Annotated in this window: 16 protein-coding genes and 1 tRNA gene; 12 read left to right on the top strand and 5 right to left on the bottom strand. The window is 58.0% G+C overall.

Annotated features, from left to right (window positions below):
- The first annotated feature begins 10 nt into the window (after positions 1 to 10).
- The 5 genes from QMG40_RS11625 (at position 11) to QMG40_RS11605 (ending at position 5,090) form a co-directional block, all read left to right on the top strand.
- Positions 11 to 961, top strand: a complete 951-nt coding sequence (locus tag QMG40_RS11625) for a metallophosphoesterase (RefSeq protein ID WP_283531226.1) — start codon at positions 11 to 13, stop codon at positions 959 to 961.
- Positions 962 to 1,141: 180 nt separating this feature from the next.
- Positions 1,142 to 1,218 (top strand) — tRNA-Pro (locus tag QMG40_RS11620).
- A gap of 119 nt (positions 1,219 to 1,337) precedes the next feature.
- Positions 1,338 to 1,697, top strand: a complete 360-nt coding sequence (locus tag QMG40_RS11615; protein ID WP_283531225.1) for a zinc ribbon domain-containing protein YjdM — start codon at positions 1,338 to 1,340, stop codon at positions 1,695 to 1,697.
- A 32-nt stretch (positions 1,698 to 1,729) separates the two neighbouring features.
- Complete coding sequence (locus QMG40_RS11610; RefSeq protein ID WP_283531224.1) at positions 1,730 to 3,736, top strand: DUF6541 family protein; 2,007 nt, start codon at positions 1,730 to 1,732, stop codon at positions 3,734 to 3,736.
- A 112-nt stretch (positions 3,737 to 3,848) separates the two neighbouring features.
- Positions 3,849 to 5,090 carry a helix-turn-helix domain-containing protein gene (locus QMG40_RS11605; protein WP_283531223.1) on the top strand — a complete coding sequence of 414 codons (1,242 nt, stop codon included), beginning with the start codon at positions 3,849 to 3,851 and terminating at the stop codon, positions 5,088 to 5,090.
- Positions 5,091 to 5,108: 18 nt separating this feature from the next.
- Here QMG40_RS11605 and QMG40_RS11600 read toward each other — a convergent pair whose 3' ends face one another.
- Together QMG40_RS11600 and purD are read right to left on the bottom strand one after the other, a co-directional pair.
- Positions 5,109 to 6,059 carry a phosphoribosylaminoimidazolesuccinocarboxamide synthase gene (locus QMG40_RS11600; protein WP_283531222.1) on the bottom strand — a complete coding sequence of 317 codons (951 nt, stop codon included), beginning with the start codon at positions 6,057 to 6,059 and terminating at the stop codon, positions 5,109 to 5,111.
- 15 nt (positions 6,060 to 6,074) lie between these two features.
- Positions 6,075 to 7,367, bottom strand: a complete 1,293-nt coding sequence (gene purD / locus QMG40_RS11595; protein WP_283531221.1) for a phosphoribosylamine--glycine ligase — start codon at positions 7,365 to 7,367, stop codon at positions 6,075 to 6,077.
- Positions 7,368 to 7,746: 379 nt separating this feature from the next.
- Here purD and QMG40_RS11590 point away from each other — a divergent pair, with 379 nt between their 5' ends.
- From QMG40_RS11590 to QMG40_RS11570, 5 genes are all read left to right on the top strand, one after another.
- Entirely contained in the window at positions 7,747 to 9,891 is a 2,145-nt protein-coding gene (locus QMG40_RS11590) for an LPXTG cell wall anchor domain-containing protein (protein ID WP_283531220.1), read from the top strand.
- 165 nt (positions 9,892 to 10,056) lie between these two features.
- Positions 10,057 to 10,584: a hypothetical protein gene (locus tag QMG40_RS11585; RefSeq protein WP_283531219.1), complete on the top strand. Its 528-nt coding sequence runs from the start codon at positions 10,057 to 10,059 to the stop codon at positions 10,582 to 10,584.
- A 36-nt stretch (positions 10,585 to 10,620) separates the two neighbouring features.
- Positions 10,621 to 11,625: an asparaginase gene (locus tag QMG40_RS11580; protein WP_283531218.1), complete on the top strand. Its 1,005-nt coding sequence runs from the start codon at positions 10,621 to 10,623 to the stop codon at positions 11,623 to 11,625.
- Positions 11,626 to 11,727: 102 nt separating this feature from the next.
- Positions 11,728 to 12,081 (top strand): sterol carrier family protein, encoded by a 354-nt coding sequence (locus QMG40_RS11575; RefSeq protein WP_283531217.1) that lies wholly within the window; start codon positions 11,728 to 11,730, stop codon positions 12,079 to 12,081.
- A 55-nt stretch (positions 12,082 to 12,136) separates the two neighbouring features.
- On the top strand, positions 12,137 to 12,460 hold the full coding sequence (locus QMG40_RS11570) for a hypothetical protein (RefSeq protein ID WP_283531216.1): 324 nt from the start codon (positions 12,137 to 12,139) through the stop codon (positions 12,458 to 12,460).
- A gap of 116 nt (positions 12,461 to 12,576) precedes the next feature.
- Here QMG40_RS11570 and QMG40_RS11565 read toward each other — a convergent pair whose 3' ends face one another.
- From QMG40_RS11565 to QMG40_RS11555, 3 genes are all read right to left on the bottom strand, one after another.
- On the bottom strand, positions 12,577 to 14,487 hold the full coding sequence (locus tag QMG40_RS11565) for a glycosyl hydrolase family 18 protein (protein WP_283531215.1): 1,911 nt from the start codon (positions 14,485 to 14,487) through the stop codon (positions 12,577 to 12,579).
- Between the two features lie 314 nt (positions 14,488 to 14,801).
- Positions 14,802 to 17,462 carry a glycosyl hydrolase family 18 protein gene (locus QMG40_RS11560; RefSeq protein WP_283531214.1) on the bottom strand — a complete coding sequence of 887 codons (2,661 nt, stop codon included), beginning with the start codon at positions 17,460 to 17,462 and terminating at the stop codon, positions 14,802 to 14,804.
- A 125-nt stretch (positions 17,463 to 17,587) separates the two neighbouring features.
- The gene (locus QMG40_RS11555; RefSeq protein WP_283531213.1) at positions 17,588 to 20,047 is read right to left on the bottom strand and encodes a helix-turn-helix transcriptional regulator; all 2,460 of its coding nucleotides are present in this window, start codon (positions 20,045 to 20,047) and stop codon (positions 17,588 to 17,590) included.
- Positions 20,048 to 20,370: 323 nt separating this feature from the next.
- Between QMG40_RS11555 and purF the strand changes: the two genes are divergently transcribed.
- Positions 20,371 to 21,936 carry an amidophosphoribosyltransferase gene (gene purF / locus QMG40_RS11550; protein WP_283531212.1) on the top strand — a complete coding sequence of 522 codons (1,566 nt, stop codon included), beginning with the start codon at positions 20,371 to 20,373 and terminating at the stop codon, positions 21,934 to 21,936.
- 23 nt (positions 21,937 to 21,959) lie between these two features.
- Positions 21,960 to 23,105 carry a phosphoribosylformylglycinamidine cyclo-ligase gene (purM, locus tag QMG40_RS11545; protein WP_283531211.1) on the top strand — a complete coding sequence of 382 codons (1,146 nt, stop codon included), beginning with the start codon at positions 21,960 to 21,962 and terminating at the stop codon, positions 23,103 to 23,105.
- The last annotated feature ends 68 nt before the right edge of the window (positions 23,106 to 23,173 follow it).

Here is a 23,173-nt window from a genome sequence, read left to right as displayed (position 1 = left end):
CGTCGCCCTGATGTCACGAACGTACGCAGCCCCGTCCCGCTTATCCACATTCAGTGCGGCGGCGGGGGTTGTCTTGGCCGCTGGTGCCGGCGCTGTGGCGTACGGTGCCTTAATTGAACGGCATTGGTTTGCACTCCGGGAAGAATCTTTGGCCATTCTCCCGCCCGGTTCGGCGCCCTTTACTGTGCTGCATCTTTCTGACATCCACTTATCCCCGGGCCAGCACAAGAAGACCCGGTGGCTCAGGGAGTTGGCCTCGTTGCAGCCGGATCTTGTGGTCAACACCGGCGATAACCTTAGCCACCCGGATGCGATTGCTCCGCTTTTGGATGCCCTCGGTCCGCTAATGAAGTTCCCGGGGGTTTTTGTACCGGGCTCAAACGACTATTTCGCACCGAGTTTCAAAAACCCTTTCTCCTATCTAACAGGTCCCTCTAAGCACCCATCCGGGACCAGGCACCATCCCATCCCGCTGGACACGCAGGCACTGCACACCGGCTTTGGGCTTGGTGGTTGGGTCGATCTGACAAACCGTGCCCAATCCCTTCCGATGAACGGCATTCGCTTCGATTTCAGCGGCGTTGACGATCCACATCTAAACCGGGAGCGTTACGCCGGTTGGCCGCAGGGTTCAATCAACCAAGATTCCGCCCCGCACGTGAAAATCGCTGTGGCGCATGCCCCGTATCAGCGTGTTCTTGACCATTTCACTCAAGAGGGCGCGGATTTGATCCTTGCTGGCCATACCCATGGCGGCCAGGTCTGCATTCCCGGCTACGGGGCACTTGTCAGTAATTGCGACTTGCCTACGTGGCGAGCTCGGGGCCTCAATGACTGGGAGGCCTATGGACGTACGACGCCGGTGAACGTCTCCGCAGGGATAGGCACCGCACGCACTGCCCCCTTCCGCTTCGCGTGCAGGCCTGAAGCTGTTGTGTTGACTCTCACGGCTCGACGCTAGGAACCTAAGAACCTAAGGAAACAGGCAGTTTGGTCAGTTCGTATTCACGTGTTTCCTTGACCTAATACCTCGTAATCTACGGGTCAGTGGCACGCCACGATTTCGTGATCATGGCCCCTGTCCGCTAGTCTTGAGTGGTTGCTTTTTCAGACCTTCGCAGGTTAGGTGAAAGCTACGGATCGGGGTGTGGCGCAGCTTGGTAGCGCGCGTCGTTCGGGACGACGAGGCCGCAGGTTCAAATCCTGTCACCCCGACCAGATTAAACAGCAGCGGCATCCAATGGATGTCGCTGTTTTTTATTCCGTACGTTTCTCAGGGCTTTAGTGCAGGCTGGTGGCTCCAAGACTAAAATGGGGATGCGGCTAAGATGGAGGCCATGAGTGAGACCCTTTCTCCGTGCCCCGTTTGCGCCTGTGAATACACCTACCAGATGGGCGAATTATTGGTTTGCCCAGAATGTGCACATGAATTTGTGCCGGTCCAAGCACCTGATGCGGCGCACGACGCGTTGGTTCAGGCGGTAGTTAAGGATGCTGTGGGAAATGTCCTGAACGACGGCGACACTGTGAGCATCGTGAAAACGATGAAGATTAAAGGTAGCCCGCAAGATTTGAAAATTGGTACCAAAGTTCGCAATATCCGCCTTATAGACCCCGTCAATGGGCATGACATTGACGCCAAGGTCGACGGCTTCGGCGCCATGAAACTTAAATCCAGTGTGGTCAAAAAGGCCTGACCCGGCCCAACAATCTAAGACAGGATGTTTGGGTGAGTTCATGGTTTGAAGCGCTGCCAGCTTTCATTGTGGCGTTGTTTATACTCACCCTGCCCGGCGCGGCTGTGCTGGCAACGTTGCGTGTACGCTCTTTGATGGCCTTTTGTCTGGCCCCTGCAGTATCTGTTTCGATTGTGGCTGTCAGCGCCATAGTTGCCCCCTTGATCCATCTGCCATGGCACATCCCGGTGGTGCTGCTGGGGACGCTAGTTACGGCCGCGACAGCTGCTTCTGCACGGTACTTCATCCCGGCCCTAAAAATTGCGTTACCCCTGCGCAAGGAAAAGTTCAGGGCAAGCATCCTCCCAATGCTGGCGGGAGTCTTGCTGGCACTGGCAATGACAACGACATTGTTGGTCTTGGTTGCCCAAAATCCTGAACAGTTCACCCAAGGCTACGACTCGGTATTCCACCTGAACGCCACAGCGTTTGCCGTGGAAACATCCAACGCCTCCTCCTTCGCCCTCTCAAGCTTCATTCTTCCCACAGTTAAAGCCGCCTTCTACCCTGGCGCATGGCACGGTCTCACCAGTCTGCTTGCCATCCTCACCGGCATCAGCATTCCCGCTGCCACCAACATCATGTGGCTAGCAGTGGCCGGTGTTGTATGGCCGCTAAGTTGCGTGTTCCTCACGCGTGTGTTGTTCGGCGGCAAAGCTATGCTGCTCGTCTGCGCAGGTGCTTTTGCCGCAGCTTTTCCTGCTTTCCCGTGGCTTTTAGTGCAGTACGGCTCCGCCTATCCAAATGCTCTGTCCAACGCACTGGTGCCTGTGGGGATCGGGTTGGTGTTGCTGATCCTGCGACCCACCGTCCATTCGGGCCTGAACCCTGCACAAGCGTTGGCTGTCGTGGCACTGTTCCTGCCTGGTGCAATCACAGCCCAGCCCAACGGCGTGTTCAGCGTCCTGCTGGTGCTAACACCCCTGTTGGGCTATTTGCTGTATTCCTGGATACGCACCGCTTTTGGCCGCAGCTCCTTCCATGGCTGGAAGCGGTTGGGTTTCTTTGTGATGGTGACAGCTGCCGTTTTAGCCGCGTTGTATACGCTTCCCCAAATTCGTAGTCTGTTCAATTACACAAGCCCAGCGTTTTTGTCCTTCCCGCTGGCGCTGATCCGCAATTTCACCCACGCTCCGGCGCCCATCTGGTTTCCGGCGTTGGCCTTGAGCGCATTGGTTCTCATAGGTGTGCGCGCCGGTTTTCATCTCACTGGATTGCGCTGGTTGCCGGCCTCTTTGGTGCTGCTAATTCTCACTTATCCACTATCAGCCGGCACAAACTTTGTGCTGGCGAACATCGCGATGGCTCCCTGGTGGGACAATCCGGAACGAATTGCTGCGCTGATGCCCCTGCTGGCGGTGCCACTGGCGGCCCTTGGCATGGTCACGCTTTCTGGCTGGTTTAGCCACCGTTTCCCAAAGATCTTTTCCGGTTCGGCCCTGTGGCAGCGCAAAGGCAAGACGGCGGCGGTGGCAGCGCTCGTCGTCGTACTGACTTTCGCTAACCCGGGACTGTGGCAGATGAAAGAGCAGGTGGGCATTATGTATAACGTCCCTGCGAATCCTAACGGGCTGGCGCAGGTGGATGCCCAGGAGCTTGCGTTGATCCACCGGCTCGGGAACTACACCACCAAGGATGATGTGATTGCCAATAATCCTTATAACGGCTCAGCTCTTGCCATGGCGCTGGCAGAGCGGACAATGCTCTTTCCTTATAGTTCCCAAGGCGATCTAAGTCCGGACTTGTACATGCTGCGGTTTTGGCTCAACCGCATCGGTACTGATCAAGAGGTTTGTGCGGCTGCAAAACGGCTGGGTGTGACATACCTCCTTGATTTTGGCACGGACTATATTCCAGCGTTTAATAACCCCCGATCCCTCTACCCGGGTGTGACTCTGGCACCAGATTCGGCGGCCTTTTCCTTGGTGGCCAGTGAGGGCCATGCCAAGCTGTACAGGCTGACCAAGTGTGGCGGCGTCTCGATCTCCGAAAAGCCCTAGGTGCTTCCCCAACCCTCTTTGACAGATTCTGTTAGGTTTTAGGCTAGACATGGTTCATCTGGCCTTAGGGTTGAGCCAACAGTGTGGTGAAACCCAAGCAAGGAGCAATAGAGTGGGCAGCAGTTTTGGTGACCGGCTGAAACAAGAACGCTTATCTCGGAGCCTGACTCAAGGCGAACTTGGCGGCGAACTTTATTCAGCGAGCTATATTTCACTCCTTGAAAGCGCCCGCCGCGAGCCTACGACGGACATCATCCGGCAGCTCGCACGCCAACTCCAACTCACACCTTGCACAGTTGCGGAGTGGGCAGAAACCGCCTCCCCGGAAGAAAGCGAATACCTCAGACTTTCCCTTAGTGCCCGGCAAAGTTGGGACACCCGTGACTACGTCGGTGCGGCAAATAGTGCCCAGTACGCCGCAAACCTTGCACGCGCCAGCAAAGACCCAATCACATGGTGGGATATGACCTTTTTGGCAGCTAACTCGCTGCGTCAAAATGGGGACTACAGTGGCGCGTGCGAAGTCCTGCAATCACTGTTAGGCCACTCCCTCACCCGGGAAAACGATGCTCTCTCGCTGCGCGCCCATCAAGTCATGGCAGCGGCAATGCTTGACGCAGGTTCTTTGCAGGACTCGATTATCCACGCAACCCAGGCTGTTGAAATTGGCTCCGGCGATAGTGCCGAAGAGTTTAGCGCGTACCTTATGGCGCTACAGACACTTGTTGGCGCCCTTGCTGAGTCCGGCCGCCTCGACGAGGCCTGGACACATACCCTAACTCTTGCCGAAGCTGTCAATGAGGAGACCTCTGCGCAGATAGCGGGAGAAATTCATTGGGTCATCGGCAACGTGGCGTTCATTCGTCAAGACACTCGCGCAGGACTCAAACATCATGCCAAGGCGAGCCACCTTCTTTCCCCTTCTGTGGATCTTTCTCGTTGGGCCCAGTTCAACAAAGCAACAGCCTGGGTGCGGCTAACAGCAGGAGTCGTGGAACCAGCCACGCTGCAAGCCATTGAACGCAGCGAGCTGGCGCACTCAATAGTTGGTGCCACGACGGCTGAAAACTTAGAAATCTTGCTTTTGCGTGCCCGCTGGAATTATCTCAACGGGGACTTTCCCCAGGCTTTAGAACTTTTGGGGCTCATTGAAGCGCAGAAGACCGAGCTTGCTCCTCACATTGCCGGGGACAGCGCTTTGGTATTGGGCAATGTTTTGCAGGCATCGGGCCGTCTCCAAGATGCCCTTGGTGCATATCGGGACGCTCAGGATAGGTATGTCCGGGCTGGCGCACTTGATCGTGCAGCCGTGGCTCGGGACCATGCGGCCCAGATTGCTACCGACCGTACCTAAACCACTTCGCGCGTGCGGCTAAATAAAAGTGCGGCCCGTCAACCGCTCAAAGGCTTCAATGTACCGTGCACGGGTACGCTCCACAACCTCTGCCGGGAGTGCTGGGGGCTCAGTGTCTGAGGATCGGTCCCAACCGGACTCCGGGCTAGCCAGCCAGTCACGCACGTATTGTTTGTCAAAGCTTGGTTGCGCCTGACCGGGAGCCCACAGCTCGGCATCCCAGAAACGTGAGGAATCAGGTGTTAGCACTTCATCACCTAAGGTGATGACTCCGGTCGCAGGATCGGTGCCAAACTCAACCTTCGTGTCAGCTAAGATGATGCCGCGTTCCCGGGCCACTTCCTCTGCACGTGAATAAATTTCCAAAGTTAGCTTCCGCAAAGCTTCTGCAGCCGGAGCGCCAACAGTGCCCACCATGGTTTCAAAGGTGATGTTTTCATCGTGTTCACCCACTTGGGCCTTTGCTGAAGGGGTGAAGATGGCTTCTTTCAACCGTGAACCATCCAGCAGACCAGCAGGCAGTGGCAGGCTGCAGACCGTTTGTGAGGCACGGTATTCAAGCAGCCCGGAACCCGTGAGATAGCCGCGGGAAATGCACTCGATGGGGAACATTTGAAGTTTCTTGCACACCATTGCCCGGCCCGCCACTTCGGCGGGCACACCATCGGCAACAGTGGTTGCCAGCAGGTGGTTTGGCACGTTCAGCTGCTCAAACCACCACAGGCTTAGCCCTGTCAGAATTCTTCCCTTATCGGGGATTTCGGTGGCTAAGATATGATCGAATGCGCTGATTCGATCGCTAGCGACCACTAGAACAACGTCGTCACGACCTGCGAACGGAGTGCTAACAGAGTCTCCAGCAGAGTCCTGCTCGGGGCCCGCTGCTGGCACATACAGCTCACGGACTTTGCCCGAGTATACGTGTGTCCAACCAGCTAGAAGTGGTGCTGCCGGGATTGCTGAATTCATGGTGCGCCTTGGTCCTTATCCATGAGTGGCGGGGTCCGCCACGGTGATTTCGCCACGGGCAGCCTTCGCCGCAATGTCTGTGCGATACTGTCCGCCTTCGAGGGATATCTGCTCTATGCCGGCATACGCTCGCTCCCGAGCATCCTGCAGGTCAACGCCCAATCCAACAACTGCCAGTACGCGACCGCCAGTGCTGACAGTGTTCTCCTCCTGGTCAGTACCGGTACCCGCATGCAGAACATGGACGCCGTCGAGCCTGTTTGCCTTCTTCAAGCCGCGGATCTTCTCACCTGTGCGGGGGTTCTCTGGATAGTTTTCGCTGGCAAGTACCACGGCGACGGCGGTCTCTGGTGCCCAGCGCAGTTCTTCGATCTCATCTAACTGACCCCTAGCAGCAGCCATCAGCACCCCGCCGAGCGGTGTTTTTAAACGGGCTAACACTGCCTGCGTCTCAGGGTCGCCAAAGCGGGCGTTAAATTCGATAACGCGGGTTCCCCGACTGGTCAGCGCCAAGCCGCAGTACAAAACACCCGTGAAAGGTGTCCCTCGGTGGGCCATGGCGTCGATAGTTGGCTGGGCCACGCGGTCAATAACTTCCTGCACAAGACCTGCCGGCGCCCACTCAAGCGGAGAGTAAGCACCCATACCTCCGGTGTTCGGGCCCTCATCACCGTCAAAAATACGTTTGAAGTCCTGGGCCGGAGCCAGCGGGACTACGCTGCGTCCGTCGGCAAGAACAAAGAGGGAAACCTCCGGACCATCAAGAAATTCCTCAATGACAACCGTTCCACCCACGGTGAAGCAGGACTTCGCATGAGCCAGGGCCTCGGCGCGATCATTGGTGACAACAACGCCCTTACCTGCGGCCAATCCATCATCTTTGACCACATACGGGGCGCCAAAGGTATCGAGGGCATCAGCTGCCTCCGCCGCGTTGACGGCAACCATTGCCATTGCCGTAGGCACCTGAGCTTCTGCCATCACCTTTTTTGCAAAAGCCTTGGACGCTTCTAGCTGCGCCGCTTCCTTGCTGGGACCAAATACGGGAATTCCGGCTTCCCGCACCGCATCGGCCACTCCGGCAGCCAGCGGAGCCTCGGGCCCCACAACAACCAAATCACTTCCAAGCCTGACAGCAAGAGCGGCAACCGCGACGGGATCGCAGGTGTCGAGCTGATGGGTAGGAACTATTGCAGCAATCCCGGCGTTGCCTGGTGCAGCATGGACCTCGCTGACGTTGGGGTCGCTGAGCAACGAGCGGACAATGGCGTGTTCGCGGCCTCCGGGGCCAATGACTAAAACCTTCACGATCCTAGGGTACTTGGCTTCAGCGTTGAGGCCGCAAAATGACGCTGGTCCAGCGGGGCACAGTTACCAACGGGCTTATCTACCGGGTCGTCTCCGAGTTGCTCGCAGCAGCGTTATGTGGCATCACGAGGTCTATGCACACTTACGCGAGAGCGTCAATGGAGAGTTCTGCCATCCGCGCCAAAGCTGGGATGCGAGTCAAAATGTGTCGAAACTATCACTCACGTGTTGCATCGCCTTATTCCACTTGATAGCTTTATTTTTGGACTGCCTACTTTTTTACACGCACCAGGCACGGGCGCTTTCTCGCCCACATCAGGCCCGGTGACTTTGGCATCATCACCGAACACCTTTTAATTCCTTCAGGGGGAACCTCTACATGCAAGCATCCAAACGCGCCTTTTTCAGCCGCGGCGGTGCGGCCTGCGCCGCAGCCGCGATTTTGATTGGCAGCTCACTGACGGCGAGCGCCGCCTATGCAGCACCCTCAACCGCGCTGGCACCGGCCCCGATCACGGCAGAGGTCCAGTCCTCGGCTGCAACCGACGTTGAATCGCTATTCGCCGCATATGTGGCCGAGTATGGCGTCCAGAAACTTGAGGCGGTCACGGTTGACGCCGCGGGCAACTTCACCATCCGCACCGGTGAGCCAGCTGCGGCCGCCCCAGCAACTTCCAGCGCCCAAAGCCGCTCCGCCGCCCCCGAGACCAAGCAGACGGACGAGGAGTTCAAGGCCACTGTCGGCGGGAATGTCACGATTGACCGTGAAAACGTTGCTGGCCCGGCAGCCGCCTTCGCTACGGACGTCACAAACGGCCAGGGCTATACCCTTGACAACAACAACTACACCTGCTCGATTGGCTGGAACGGTTTTAATGCGGCAGGCAAGCCTGCTGTCATCACGGCCGGCCACTGCGCGAACGATGGTGCCGCCACCAAGACGGAGCTTACCGACTCGGAAGAGGAAGTAACGGCGGGCGGTCCCGGATTTATAACCACCGGTCCTCTGGGAACTTTTGGCTTTTCACAGTTCGGCGGACCTGGCAACTCGCGCGCAACAAACGTTGACACTCCCAATCCGGGGAACATCGGCACGGATATTGCGGTCATCGACGGCATCGACACCGACCTGAACCAGCTGGCCAAGGTCACCGACTGGACAACTCCCGCTGACCCCAAGGCCTCCGGCCCGAAGGTAACAGGCGTTTCCGAGGCCATCCCCGGTACCAAAATTTGCAAATCGGGCCGCACCACAGGCTGGAGCTGCGGAACCGTCGAGGCAAAGGCAATCTTCCTCGTTGGCGGCGGCAGCGGTGAAGCGGACGACGTCCGCGCCGTCCGCGGTTTCTCCTCAGCAGACCTCGAGTCCGCACCGGGCGACTCCGGTGGAGCCATCATTTCCGATACGACGGCAGTGGGCATGATCAGCGCCGGTAGCAAAGACGGTAAGGTCGTTTACGGCGTCAGCATCAAGGACGCCCTGGCCGCAACTGACGGCTACACAGTGAAGATCTTCCTGAACGCACCCAAGGTCACCACCACGGCGCCCGTTTACCGCAAGGGTGCCATCACCGGCTCCGTTGCTGGCGCCCCTGCTGGTACCAAAGTTGCTGTCAAAATTGACGGTACAACTACCGAAGTTGCCGTTGACAGCGAAGGTAAGTGGACTGCAGCAGCTCCCAACAAGTTCGGCACCTTCACGGTGACTGCCGCAACCAAGAATGGTTACAGCACGTCAGAGACCACCGAGGCTTCCATTGAGGTCATCAAGGAGACCCTTGCCGTTCCGGCAATCACGGCACCTGCACAGGACAGTAAAGTCGCTGCTCCGGTTACTACCATCACAGGCACGGGTAAGGCTGGAGCAACCATCGAGCTGACCGGCGACGTTAGCGGCAACGCTGAAGTTGGTACAGACGGCACTTGGTCCTTCACCGTTTCCCCTGCCCTGAAAGTTGGCAACTACGCGGTCACCGCCAAGCAAACTCTGGACAACTGGAACGATTCCAAGACTGTCACAAACAAGTTCAACGTACTCCCGGCGGCCCCAGCAGTAACCTCGCCTACTGACGGCCAGAAGTTCGCCTACGATCAAGGTCCGTCGGTTCTCTCCGGCACCAACATTGCAGGTGCAACGGTTTCTGTGGATATCAACGGCGTGCAGCTGAAGGCCACCGTATCCGGCACCACTTGGAGCGTATCGCTGGGTGAGAAGCTCAGAACCGGCCAATACAGCGTCTCTGTAGTGCAGAGCGTTGATGGCATCGACTCATTGCCAGGGACTTCCGCATTCAGTGTTTCCGAAGCTCCGGCACCGGCCCCCACCACGGAGCCTGCACCGGTTGTACCGGCACCCACCACAGACCCGGCACCGTCAGCAACACCTGCACCCGCACCTAACGAGAACGATCTGGCCAACACAGGTGTATCCAACCCGGTCATGCTCCTCGGGGCAGCCGGTGGAGTACTCATGATCGGTGGAATTGCGTTCTTGCTCTTCCGCCGCCGCAACTCAATGAACTAGCAGCGAAAAGCGCTAAACTGTAAAAAGTTTGCTGCAACACCATAAGCAGTGGGTCCCATTCAACAATGAATGGGACCCACTGCTTTATACCCACCGTTTTATCCCCGCTGCTCAAACAGCGGGCCCCCACCAGCGGCACAATTTCAAGAAGCCCAGGAGGCACCAATGACTAACAGAAAAATGGCAGCAGTGGTCTTGGTTGCCACCTTGACAGGAGGTCTCGTTATGAGCGCATGTGGACCAGTAGATGGCCCTGAAAAAGCACCGTCCGCAGAATCAACCGCCAGCACCAATTCCAGCGCCTTGCTGCTACTCAACGACACCTTGCGCACCAAACTGGGTGCTGCTTACTCGGATTCCTGGATCGAGGAGAACAAACTTCATATTGCCGTCACCACAGAGTCTGCAGCAGAAATTGTGAAAGAAGCCGGTGCAGTTCCAAAAATCGTCAGCATTGACGCCGCCCAACTTGAGGCTGCCCTGCAGGCAGTCTCGGCCTGGCAAGCAAAACTCCCTGAGGGTCAGGGCGCAGCCATTCACAAGATCGTCCCCGATGGCCGCACTGGAACCCTGACCATCTTCGTTGCTGCCGAGAAACTCGACGCCGTATCCATAGCCGCGAGCGCCGATAAACCTGCCGGTGAGGTACCCCTGGTAATTAAAGAATCTGCCGGACTTGCCACCCCTTACTAACAAGTATTAGCTTCCAACACTCGCTAAGATGACACCATGATCCATACCTTCAGGGCGCACGACGCCGTTGAACTCGCCGTCCTGGAACGCAGTGGTTTTGTTGAATCTGCTCACGTTGGCTCCGCCGTTGTTGTAGCAGCAGACGGTTCGGTTGTAACGGCGCTAGGCAATATTGCAGCTCCCATCTATCCGCGCTCGGCCACCAAACCATTTCAAGCTCTTGCCGCGATGCAGGCAGGAGTGCCGCTGCGAGGTGTCCAGGTAGCTATCGCAGCCGGCAGTCACACCGGCTCCCTTGATCACATGGATGTGGTGTCCGGGATGCTCAAGAACGCCGGACTCAGCGAAAACCATTTGCGCTGCCCCTCAGACTGGCCCTCTGACGGAGCCGCCCGAGCCTGGATGGTGCGTACGGATCGGGCCAAGTCCAAGCTGGCCATGAACTGCTCAGGTAAACACGCAGCTTTTCTTTGGGCCTGTGTTGAAAACGGGTGGGACCTTTCCGGATACTTGGAACCCAACCACCCAATGCAGAGGGCCGTGCGAACAGTTCTGGAGGAATATACCCAAGAACCAGTGCTCCACACAGGCGTTGACGGTTGCGGGGCACCCGTCATGGCGGTGACGCTCACAGGTTTGGCCCGCGCCTTCAGCACACTTGCGAAGGCGCCATCGGATAAAAATGCCAATGCTCGCGCCGCCACGATCGCCACCTCAATGCTTGATTATCCATGGGCAGTGCAAGGTCATGGCAAGCCCAATACCGTGGTTATGGAAGATCTGGGTATTCTGGCCAAACTGGGTGCCGAGGGCGTTCTGGCCATGGCCACACCCACAGGTGCCAGCGTGGCAGTAAAAATTCTTGACGGCAATGGCCGGGCCGCAACTCTTGTAGGGCTGACATTGCTGGCGGCAACAGGTGCCATCGACATCCCTGCTGCGGCTACCGTCCTGGCAAAAGTTGTCCCTCCCGTCATGGGTGGAGACGGCCCGGCCGGGAGCCTGCGCTTGGGTCAAGCAGTCTTGGCCCTTCTGGATTAACCCTTCAGGATTAACTACCCCGCTCGCATACCGGGTCAGATGGACCAGCCTGGGCCACCGCCGTCGAGCATCAAAAAAAAATTAACTCAGGGAGAATCACACATGAGTGCACGGCGTCGCATAGTCATTCTCGAGGGCCAGGCGGCACTGTCAGCCTGGCTCCACGGGGAGAGTTCGCGCCCCGTCACGGCCATGGCAGTGCGCTACACCTTAGAGGAATTGGCCGCTCGCGCGCCGGGCAACTCGGTCGAGGTGCGGGTACCTCCCTTTGGCGTCACCCAATGCATCGCCGGGCCCAGGCACACCCGTGGCACCCCGCCAAATGTGGTGGAGTGCGACGCCGGAACCTGGCTGGCGCTGGTGAGCGGCGGAACCAGCTGGGCTGACGCCGTCGGCCGCGGACTGGTGGCAGCCTCAGGCTTGCGTGCGGACTTATCTGCAGAACTACCCTTTTAGCGAACCCTTCCCACACGCTTAAACTGCTCTCATGTTGGGGCGGTACCCTTGATTCATGACCTCTCACCCTGAAACCACCGCAGGGGAGCCGCGCAAGCTCACTGTGCGCCGGGCCCCCAAGTATGTCCCGTTCCTGATAGCAGGAGCCTTGGCCGGTGTTGTAACTGCCGCAATTTTCACGTTCTCACTGCCAGCAGATGGAGAGTTCGCAGCTTCCAGCGTCTTTGGTCTGTTTGCCGTGCTCATGGTGCTGCCGGGTGCCGGATTGGGGGCCATCGTGGCTCTTGTCCTTGACCGTCAAGGCAGGCGCCGGGCAAGCACCTTGGTCGTGGAATCGTTGCCCGATGATGACAGTAACGCCGAGGCCGAGATCGCGTAGTCCTGCTGCAATGCAGGAAAGTCCCGCCAAGCCGTGGAGATCGGCTGGACGGGACTTTCCTGTGTGAACTCAGGATTTTGAGAACCCGAGCTTTTATACGTGAAGGGAACTTGCCCTTATTTACAGGCCCCTACATTTTCCCAGGCACCCCACTGTGAAGTACCGGGCTTCTCACCAACCGTCCACCACTTTGCCTTGTAGCTGGAGCCGTCAAGGGAAACCTTGGTACCGCCAACATAGGTCGCAGTTGCGTTCCACACCTGGCCACAGTTCGAATTTGCTGGCGGTGTTGTGGGGGCAACCGTCGGAGCGGTGGTCGGGGTGGGTGTCGGCGTGGGCGTCGGGTCTGTGGGGACTCCTGCGCAATTGGCTACCTTCTGCCACGCACCGTCGGCACCCGGTACACCACCTTGTGTCCACCACTTGGCTTTGTACTCAACTCCCTTATGGCTGACCTTCTCACCACCGTTATACACAGCGGATGCGGACCAAGGCGTTGCTGTACATTCCCCCGGAACGGGAGGATCAGTGGGACTCGGAGTAGGCGTTGCGCTCGGAGTGGGCGTGGGACCGGTGGTGCCTGGAGGGGCTGTCTCGGTGACCGGCCCCGGTGCTGCTGCCCGGAACTTATCAGACATGGCGCCAATCAGTTCACCATTGCGGTCACCTGAGAGCTCCCACCACATTCCGCCACCAAGACCCTTACTGACAATGTAGTCAGTTTTTTGTTTAGTGGTGGCAATGTTGTCATAGCTCCACCACTGTGTGCCGTCATAGCGCCACGCAGAGCCGGTTGCGGCGTCGTAGTGATCCGTACCAAGTGTCTTTAGCTTGTCGTAATCCTCATTTGCCTTTTCGTACGTGCCCGGAGCGCCATCGGTGGCCGGACCCCATGGGGCAACACTCGTGGCCCCGGTCCAGCCGCGGCCGTACGCTGCCAAGCCCAGGCCCAGCTGCTTGGGATCAATGCCAGCTTCAAGGTACTTCTTCACTGCCTTGTCGGCACTGAATTTTTTGTTCGGCTCACGAGGATCCGCGGGGTCGTCGTAGAGGTTGGCCTGGTGACCGGTGAGCGTGGGGTTCCACGCACCATGCAGGTCATAGCCCTGGATATTGCCAAAGTCCAAGGACTTGAAGTTGGCCGGATCATTCCAGCCGCCTGCATCAATATCCTCGGGGTTGGCCGGCAGGAAGGCACTCAGGACATACTTCTTGCCATTTGTGGTGCCGTACGCGTCGAGTTGCTTACGGAACTCGGCCAGCAGGGCCTTGAAGTTTGCACGGTCATTGACTGTGTCTACACCGTTGCCTTCTAGACCGGAGTTGGTACCCGGCCATTCCCAGTCAATATCAATGCCATCAAAGATCCCCGCAGCCGCACCAGGGCCGCCACGTCCTTCGAAGTTTGGCAGGTTGCCCTTGATGTACAGATCAATACAGCTAGAGACCAGTTTCTGGCGGGACTGCTCGGTGGCTGCTGCCTTCGAGAAGTTCTTGGACCAGGTCCAGCCACCCAGGGAGATCATGACCTTCAGCTTCGGGTTCTTGGCTTTGAGCTGTTTGAGCTGATTGAAAGAACCTGCCAACGGCTGGTCCCAGGTATCGGCCTTGCCAGAGACAGACTTATCTGCCGCGTAGCCCATACCAAAGTCGGCCCAAGCATCGCCTGCACCGTCGGAACCGTTGGGACCAGTCCCCTGCGCCTTATTTGCCATGAAACAGGTCAATGACTGGTTGTTGATGTTACCGAAGGAGTAGTTGATGTGGGTGAGATCTTTCGCAGTTCCGGAAACGTCGAGCTGCTTTGCTTGGAACGCACGCCCGTACACTCCCCACTGCGCAAAATATCCAACATTGCGGTAACCGTTGACAGTTGAGGTGAGCGGAGCATCTGCACCTGTGTCGACAGGTGCGGCATTTGCCCCGAGGGCACCCACACCACCTGCCAATCCAGCAACCATGGTGCCCGCAGCCACAGCAGCCCACACCTTCGTGAGGCGCTTGCGCCGATTGATTTTTTCTGACATTCGTAATCCCTTGAACAGTGAGGTGCGCTGATCGCACCGTCGTCCGGGAACAACGCTATTCTTCCGTGGCCCAAGTCACATCAGCATCTTCCACATACTTTCCCCAGCTGATAGTCACCTAGGTATTGATACCTAGGTTCTTGTGAGTGTTGGTTTCTGGAACCCTCATATCCGTTTCAGCTCGGGTCCGTGTTTGCCTGCACCATCACGTAATAAACGCAAAAGTGGCGGGATTCCAAAGAACCCCGCCACTTCATGTTGCTTGTATCGCCTTAATTACGTTGCTACTTACGCTCCAGCCCGCGGAGCTCGGCTCACTTACCGCACAGGATAGGAGAACCCCAGGCGTTGGCCGCGCCGGAACCCGGGACTTCGCCCTGGTTCCACCACTTGGCCTTGTAACTGGAACCGCCGTGGCTAACAACGTCCCCGCCGGTGTAAACGGCAGCAGCGGACCAGGCACCGGCTCCGTTGCAGCTTTCAACCGGTCCCGCGCCGTTACCGCCGCCGGTGCCTGCAGAAGGCTCCACAACACTGACGCCACGAGGGTAGTCAGCCAAGATGGCGTACGTTTCCGAACCAATGCTGACCCGGAAGTTGGAGATCATGGCAGTGGGAAGCGTCCATGCCAGCTTGGTGCTGACAGTTGCGCCAGCCGCAATACCTCCGGATGGTACCTTGATCGTGTAGGTGTGGAAATCGCCTTTAAGCCCTCCAACATTGTTGCCGGAGTGGTCGCTGAATACCTTGGTGATGGACCACCCACTTTGTTCTTTCATCTCACCGGTGTCGCTTGTTGCACTGTCGAACGTGATTGTTGCTCCGGCCGGAATGGCGGTTTTGGAGTTGTTTGTGAAGTGCACTTCCGGGTTGATGGGGTAGTTATTGTCACCCAAGGCGAAGTTCTTCAGTTCAACACCAAGATCAATGGCCTTGGTGGGCATTTTCACGTTTGCCTTGGTTGCGCCGTAGGGCTTGGAATTTGACAAGGTGGAGTGGATCTTGTTCACGAGCGTGGACCCCATCTCATACTGGCCTTTGCTGGCGTTGTACTCGTAGTCGCCTGCAAGCTCCCAAATCATGACCCCGCCAAGACCTTTGTCTGCCACATAGTCGGCCTTGGCTTGGATGGCTTGGTCGGCGTCTCCGGTAAGGAACGTCTTGGTGGTGTCATTCCACCACCACTCGTTTTTGGTGACGTTATCAAAATGGCGTGTATAGGTGCCCTTAAGCGCACCCGTTGGTGAACCATATGAAGCAGCGTAGTCGCCTACAACACCCTTTTGCAGGTTCAGCACATGCCATATTGGGTTAGCCCCTGCGGCCAATTCGCCGCCCATTGGGTCGCTGTCATGCCACAGGTTGTCGATGCCGCCGGCACCGTCACCACATTTGGAGTTTCCACCGGCTTTAGGGCCGGTTCCGGGAGCACACTTGTTCTGGTCGGCCAGCACGGAGCTACCGTAAAGGCCATTGGTTCCGCCCTTTACGTTTGTCCAGCCGCGAGTGTAGAACGGTACGCCCAGGTTGATGCGACCGGCCGGCATTGCGCCACGGAAGTAGTGGTACGCCCAGTCAGAGTTCAAGTAGCCAACCCCCTTGTAGGCGTTGTACACGCCTCCAGCTGCGAGTTCCGGGTCCTTTCCATCGTCGAAGAGCGCTGCGTTGCCGCCTACGTAGTTATTCCATGCACCGTGCAAGTCATAACTCATCATGTTAACGAAGTCCAGGTATTTGACCACCTGATGCGCTTCCATGCCACGCAGTAGCCAGCCCGATGCTGGAGCGGCAACTGTGAGCTGGTAGTACGTGCCATCAGCAACACTGGCTTTGTCCAGTTTTTCGCGCAGGGTCTTCATCAGTTTCATGTAGTTCTCAAAGAGCACGGCACGGCGAGGCTCAGAGATGGCGAAGTCATCCGGGTTACCCGCCTTAGAGTTGCTGGTGGCGTATTCGTAATCGATATCAACACCGCTAAAGCCATACTTACGGATAAATTCCACGGCTGAATCGGAGAAGGTATCGATCTTGGCCTGGGATTCTGTCAACGTATAGAAGCCGCCATCCCCCACACGAGTGCCATCAGCAGCGAAGTAACCACCGGTCTCCGCCCAACCACCAACCGAAACAAGAGTCTTCACTCCAGGGTTTTCCTTCTTGAACTTCTTCAGCAGGTTCAAGTGCCCCTTGTAGGGCAACGTCGGGTCCAGCTCGGCCCCAGCAACGCCGGGCCAGGTCAGGTCAGTGGCCGCATTACCGGGCGCCTCTGCACCGACGGAAACTTTATTGTTGCCGTCAATGTGGGCAAAAGCGTAGTTGATGTGGCTGAGTTTCTTCCACGGGATATCACTGGCGAGGTAGCGCGGGGCGCCGTTCTCACCGGTGCGCCAGCTGGTGAAATAGCCGATCACGCGCTGTTCCAGACCATTAGGAAGAAGTTCCCTGCCCGTTTCGTCATATACGGAGCAATAGGGAACATCAACACCGGGGGTCTGGTACAGGCCGTCGGGCCGGCATTTCTCATCCGGGTTAGACGTCCATGGAGTTCCAGGAGCGTCAGTGGGCGGCGTTGTCGGGGTTGGGGTAGCCGTTGGGGTAGCCGTTGGTGTTGCGGTCGGCGTTGCGGTCGGAACCGCAGTGGGAGTGGAGGTTGAGGTGGCAGTGGGAGTCGGCGTCGGATCCGTCCCCGCCCCGCATGCCCCTTGACTGGTCCACGGCCCCCATGGATCAGCGCCCGGCACGTTGTTTTGAGTCCACCACTTGGCGGAGTAGTTCACGTTCTGATGGGAAACAACCGTGCTCCCCGTATAAACGCTGGACGGAGCCCAGGCGGGGGCGCACGCCTTTGTGGTCGATGTTTGAGACGGTGCGGCGTGAGCCATCTGCGTCGTTATGCCGATCGAGGCAACAAGGGCGAACCCCGTCACGATGGCGGCACTACGATGCCGCCATCCCGGCAATGTTGGTGTCTGCATGGATTTCCTGTTCTGCTGTGCGAATGAGACCGCTGCAGCGCAGGAAGTAAGCTCCTACGCTTGCTGGCCCAAGGTTATCCATGGCTAGGGTCACCGCACATCAGCACAACCACGCATAGGTGCGACTACGTATCGACCTGGTGCCATTCGCTACCCATGCGGTGCGCCAACACGCTTAACTCCACCCGCGAACGCACATCGAGTTTGGTGAAGACATGGCCCAAGTGGACCTCTACCGTGCGCACAGAAACATGTAGCTGTGCCGCTACCTGCCGGTTTGGGGCACCGTCAACAACGAGCATGGCCACCTCGAGCTCCCGCTCAGTCAACACCTCGCCCCACTCTTGCCGACAGCGTTGCAGAGGACCGTCGTCGTACTCTTTCAAGGCTTTGGCGGGTGCCGCAACGTTCCCCGGCCGCCCACGGGGCTGATCCTGCGCCGTCGTGGAGCTCATCGCTTTCCGCGGCCCAGCGTCCTCATCACTGGTTTCCTTTTCAGTAGCTACCCCCGGCCCCATTACACGGGCAGCGAGGTGACCATCAGGCGGTGGCAGACTGCTTAGCGTATTTTCCACGCAACGCAGCCACGCCATGGCACCCACTTCCCGGAAGAGGTCAGCGGCCACAACAAGATGTTCCCGGGCCATGGCAACAGTGCTGTGCAACAGGCATGCCCGACCAATAACGAACTCGGTGCGGGCTCGTTCGTAATGCGAGCGCAACATCACGCTAACACCCTCGGCATACTCATAATCCTTGGCAAACCGGGAGTTATCGGTGGAACAAAGGGCCACGCGGGCGGAGCTTGCTCGACGGTGCCCTGACGGCATTCGTGGTCCGGGGGCAACTCCACCATTGTGCGTTTGCCCCTGCTCATCAGCGGTGGCACTTCCCCGCGGTGCCATCTCATCAAAGCCGGGGACATACAGTGGCGACGCTGCGCCCCGCAACGCCCGCTGCGCTGCCAGCCTGCCCAACGTGGAGGCTTCTTCGACCCGGCCATCCAGGTAAGCGCTCAACGTCCTGTCCATGAGGTCTCCGGTGCGGATGAATGCTGAGCTGGCGGCTGGATAGCTTGCTTCCATGGCGTGCGCCAAGGTACCCACCTCGCCTGTTGTCAGCACGTCAAGGCGGCGGGCTACAATGACGCCCAGGCCAAAGAAAGGCAGACCCACGGGCACCGAAACTGCTGCTCGTCCCAGTTCGGCGGCCGCTCTGGAAACATCGCCGAGCCAAAGCTGAAGTAGTGCTGCGACTACTGCCCCGTATGCCAATCCCAATGGAGTTGGCGCCCACCGGACCTCACTGCCTCGGTTGCCACCGCTCACAGACCGTCCGGATTCTGGACCGTCGTGTAGTAAGCGCAGACCGGCGTAGGCATCATCATCAAGTCCAAGCGTTAACGCGTCCATAACAACGCGTGCATCCGAAAAATCAGGCAACCCATCCAGGCATTGGCGACACCGGCAGGCATATTCAGGCTCGACGGCGGGACCTCCGAAGGTGGCACACCAGAGTCGCGCTGCGCATAGCGGCAACCCGTCAACGTTATGTTCTTCCGCAAGCCGTTCTGCCTCATCGAGTAGCCGTGCGGCTTCTTCATGCGTGCCCCGTGCCGCACACAGGCCAGCTGCCAGACCCGTGGCCTTGGCAACTTGGCGGGCAACCGTGGCGGAGTCCGCGGCTTCCAGCGCCTCTGCTCTTTTGAGAAAGGAATCACTATGGCGGGCCAGAGCCACAATAGGTACCTCTCCTGCCAGGAGTGACTCGGCATGAACAAACGGCGGCAGCGCCCGTGCAGCCACCAACACATCCGGGGAAGACATTGCCCCGCCAAGCCAATTGGCTGCATCTTCCACTAACCCAAGGTTGAGTGCGGCCACGCCAGCACACAGCTGCGATTCAAAAAATTCTGCACCAAGAGCATGGCTGGAAGCTTCGCGAGCAATGGCATGTGCCCAGACGGCGTTGTCGGCAGCATTCGCTTTGCGTGAGAGCCTAAGCAGAGCCGGGACAAGCAAGTTATCACCCTCAAGGGTTGCCAAGGACTCGTGCCAAGTGGCCTTATCCGTGTCACCCAGGGCGGTATAGGCGCGCTGCATTTGAACATGTTCCGTTGTCCGCTCAGCCAATGTAGCTGACCCGTGGACCCATACGCGCATGCGTGGATCAACAAAGGAAAAGTGTCCTGCTACGAAGAGCAGGTGGGTGCCCAAACGGGTGGCTATGAGTTCGTTCATGGTGACCTGCTGTTGCTCCAGCAGTACTTCGGTCCGATCCTCAACGCAGATTGCTGCAGCCAGCAGACCAGCTCGCTCTTCGGCGTCGAGTTCTCCACCGACGGCTCCTACACGTGCCAGAAGACCCGGCAGCAAAGGCAAAGGGTCAGGGAGCGCGCAGTGCCCCGAGAGTTGGGAAGGGGTGAGGAATCCTGCCACTTCAAGCACCGCGTCAATGTCGGAGGACAAATCCGTGAACAAGGCCGATGCAACATGGGGAGCCAAGGTAAACCCCTTCTGGGAAAGGAGCTCCAGCAATGCAGGGACTGTGTCCACCGTTGTATGGGCCAAAGGGAAAACCGCCACCGTTCAAGTCCTCCATTCGAGTCGTCATCATTAACGCGCTGGTTGTATGTTAGCAGTCCTTACAAAGTGACCGCCATCACCATCCATAACTAGAATCAGGCCACGGATCCCACTCGGAAATATGAAGAACGCACCTTGTATCCCCGGAATATCGCCACGAGCACTCACCGCTTTTCATGGGCGTAGAGGCAGCCATGAAAGCCACACACAGCTAGGACAATAGCTTCGAACCCAAGGTGGCCCAACAGCCTCGCTGTGGATCATTTTCGCTCAGTCCACTCCCCCCGGTTACGGCCCGGGCCTTTACATGAGATAATTCTCAGGTGGCACGCGGAGACGGAAAATTATCCCATGATCTTTTACCCGGCGAAAAGGGACCTCAGGACGCTTGCGGCGTTCTGGGCATCTGGGCACCCGGTGAAGAGGTTGCAAAACTAACCTATTACGGACTGTATTCACTACAGCACCGCGGTCAGGAATCTGCTGGTATCGCTACAAGCGATGGCAAGCGGATCAGTGTGTACAAGGACATGGGTCTGGTATCCCAAGTCTTTGATGAATCCACGCTGAATACCCTGACCGGGCACATGGCCGTGGGCCACTGTCGGTATTCCACAACGGGAGCCGCCAACTGGGCCAATGCCCAACCCACTCTGGGCGCAACAGGCAGCGGCACAGTCGCGCTGGCGCACAACGGCAATCTCACCAACTCAGCGGAACTGCATGAGATGGTCATTGCCAAGTACGGTGTCCCAACCTCTGGGGAAATGGCCCAAGGCAACACCACAGACACTGCTCTTGTTACCACCTTGCTGCAAGGCGATGAGGGCCGCTCCCTGGAAGACACAGCCATGGAGTTGCTACCCAAAATCCATGGTGCCTTTAGTTTCGTCTTCATGGACGAACATACGCTATACGCAGCACGCGACCCCCATGGTGTGCGCCCGCTGGTACTTGGCCGCCTGGACAGTGGCTGGGTTGTTGCCTCTGAAGGCGCAGCGCTAAGCACCATCGGCGCTACTTTCATCCGTGAAATTGAACCCGGCGAATTCATTGCTATCGATGAAGACGGTGTCCGCGCACAGCGGTTTGCCCCGGCAACACCGGCCGGTTGCGTCTTTGAATACGTTTACCTGGCCCGCCCGGACGCCACCATTGCTGGCCGCTCAGTCTACGAATCCCGCGTTGAAATGGGACGTCAACTTGCACGTGAAAACCACGCAGAGGCCGATCTTGTCATTCCCGTACCGGAGTCAGGCACCCCAGCGGCAATTGGCTATGCCGAGGAATCGGGCATCCCTTTCGCTCACGGATTCGTCAAAAATGCCTATGTTGGCCGTACTTTCATCCAGCCCAGCGAAACCTTGCGCAAACTCGGGATTAGGCTCAAACTCAGCGCCCTTGAATCGGTAATCCGCGGCAAACGCATCATTGTTGTGGATGATTCCATTGTCCGTGGCAACACTCAGCGAGCCGTTGTCCGCATGCTTAAGGAAGCCGGCGCAGCAGAAATCCATGTCAAGATTTCTTCCCCCCCAGTACGCTGGCCATGCTTCTACGGGATTGACTTTGCTTCACGCGCTGAGCTGATCGCCAACGGCGCCGCAATAGATGAGATCGCCAAATCAATTGGCGCCAATTCCCTGGAGTACATCTCCGAGGACGGCATGATCAACGCCACGCAGCAGCCGCGCGAACGCTTATGCACGGCCTGCTTCACCGGCACGTACCCCATTGAACTTCCCAGCAGCGACAGCCTAGGCAAAAATTTGCTTGAACGTACAGCAGCCGGCAATTCCACCCCCTCCACCGGATGCGACCCCGGCCCCGATTCGGAAATGGAATCCATCCTGTCCGAGCAAGACCGCGCCGTATCCAACGGTTCCTAAGAAATTCCACGAAAAGAGACGCCATGACCAACGCCTCCCACGATTCCGCTGCGGCAATCACTTATGCCAGTGCCGGCGTTGACACCGAAGCCGGTGACCTCGCAGTTGAGCTGATGAAGGAGGCCGTTAAGGCTACCCACGGCCCAAACGTTGTTGGCGGCTTCGGCGGCTTTGCCGGTTTGTTTGATGCTTCCAAACTGCTCAGCTACAAGAAGCCGTATTTGGCAACATCCACTGACGGTGTGGGTACCAAGGTGGCAATCGCCCAGGCCATGGATATCCACGACACCATTGGTTTTGACCTGGTGGGTATGGTTGTCGATGACATTGTTGTGGTGGGTGCCGAGCCGCTGTTCATGACGGACTACATTGCCACCGGTAAGGTTGTTCCCCAGCGCGTGGCAGATATTGTCCGTGGCATTGCTGCTGCCTGCAAGGTTGCCGGGACCGCCCTGGTGGGTGGCGAGACTGCTGAACACCCAGGCCTGCTTGCCCCGGATGAGTACGACGTCGCGGGTGCTTGTACCGGAGTCGTCGAGGCTGACTTGCTGCTGGGTCCGGAACGAGTACGCGAGGGTGATGTCATCATCGGTATGGCGTCTTCCGGCCTGCATTCCAACGGCTACTCGCTTGTTCGTCGCGTTATCAACCACGCGGGTTGGGCTCTTGAGCGTCAGGTGTCTGAACTCGGACGCACCCTGGGCGAAGAGCTCCTTGAACCAACCCGCGTGTATGCAGCCGACTGCTTGGATCTGACCCGGTACCTTCCTGTTACGCAGGAAAAAGCTGTGCACGGTTTCAGTCACATCACCGGTGGCGGTCTGGCTGCCAACTTGGCACGCGTCCTTCCGCAGGGCCTGATTGGCACGGTTGACCGTTCCACGTGGAGCCTACCGGCCATTTTCAACTTGGTTTCACAGCTGGGCAATGTCCCGTTGGCCGATCTCGAACGGACACTGAATTTGGGTGTTGGCATGGTGGCAGTGGTGTCAGCCGACGCCGCAGACTCAGCAGTTGAGCGGTTGAATTCTCGTGGCTTGCCGTCATGGGTCATGGGAACCGTCACCACGGAGTCTTCCAATTCAGATAAAACTGGCTCTGATTACACTCAGGGCGCCAAGGGTGTCAATGGCGGCGCTGTTCGCCTCGTGGGTAGCTACGCTTCCTGAGACGTAACGATGGTCCGTAAAAAGCCGCCGTTTGCGGATAAAGCCACCCGGCGCCGGGTGGCTTTATC

The organism is Arthrobacter antibioticus, assembly GCF_030063205.1.
Classification (GTDB): Bacteria; Actinomycetota; Actinomycetes; order Actinomycetales; family Micrococcaceae; genus Specibacter.
The sequence above is the reverse complement of the archived record's forward strand: the minus strand, read 5'-3'. Positions and strand labels throughout refer to the sequence as shown.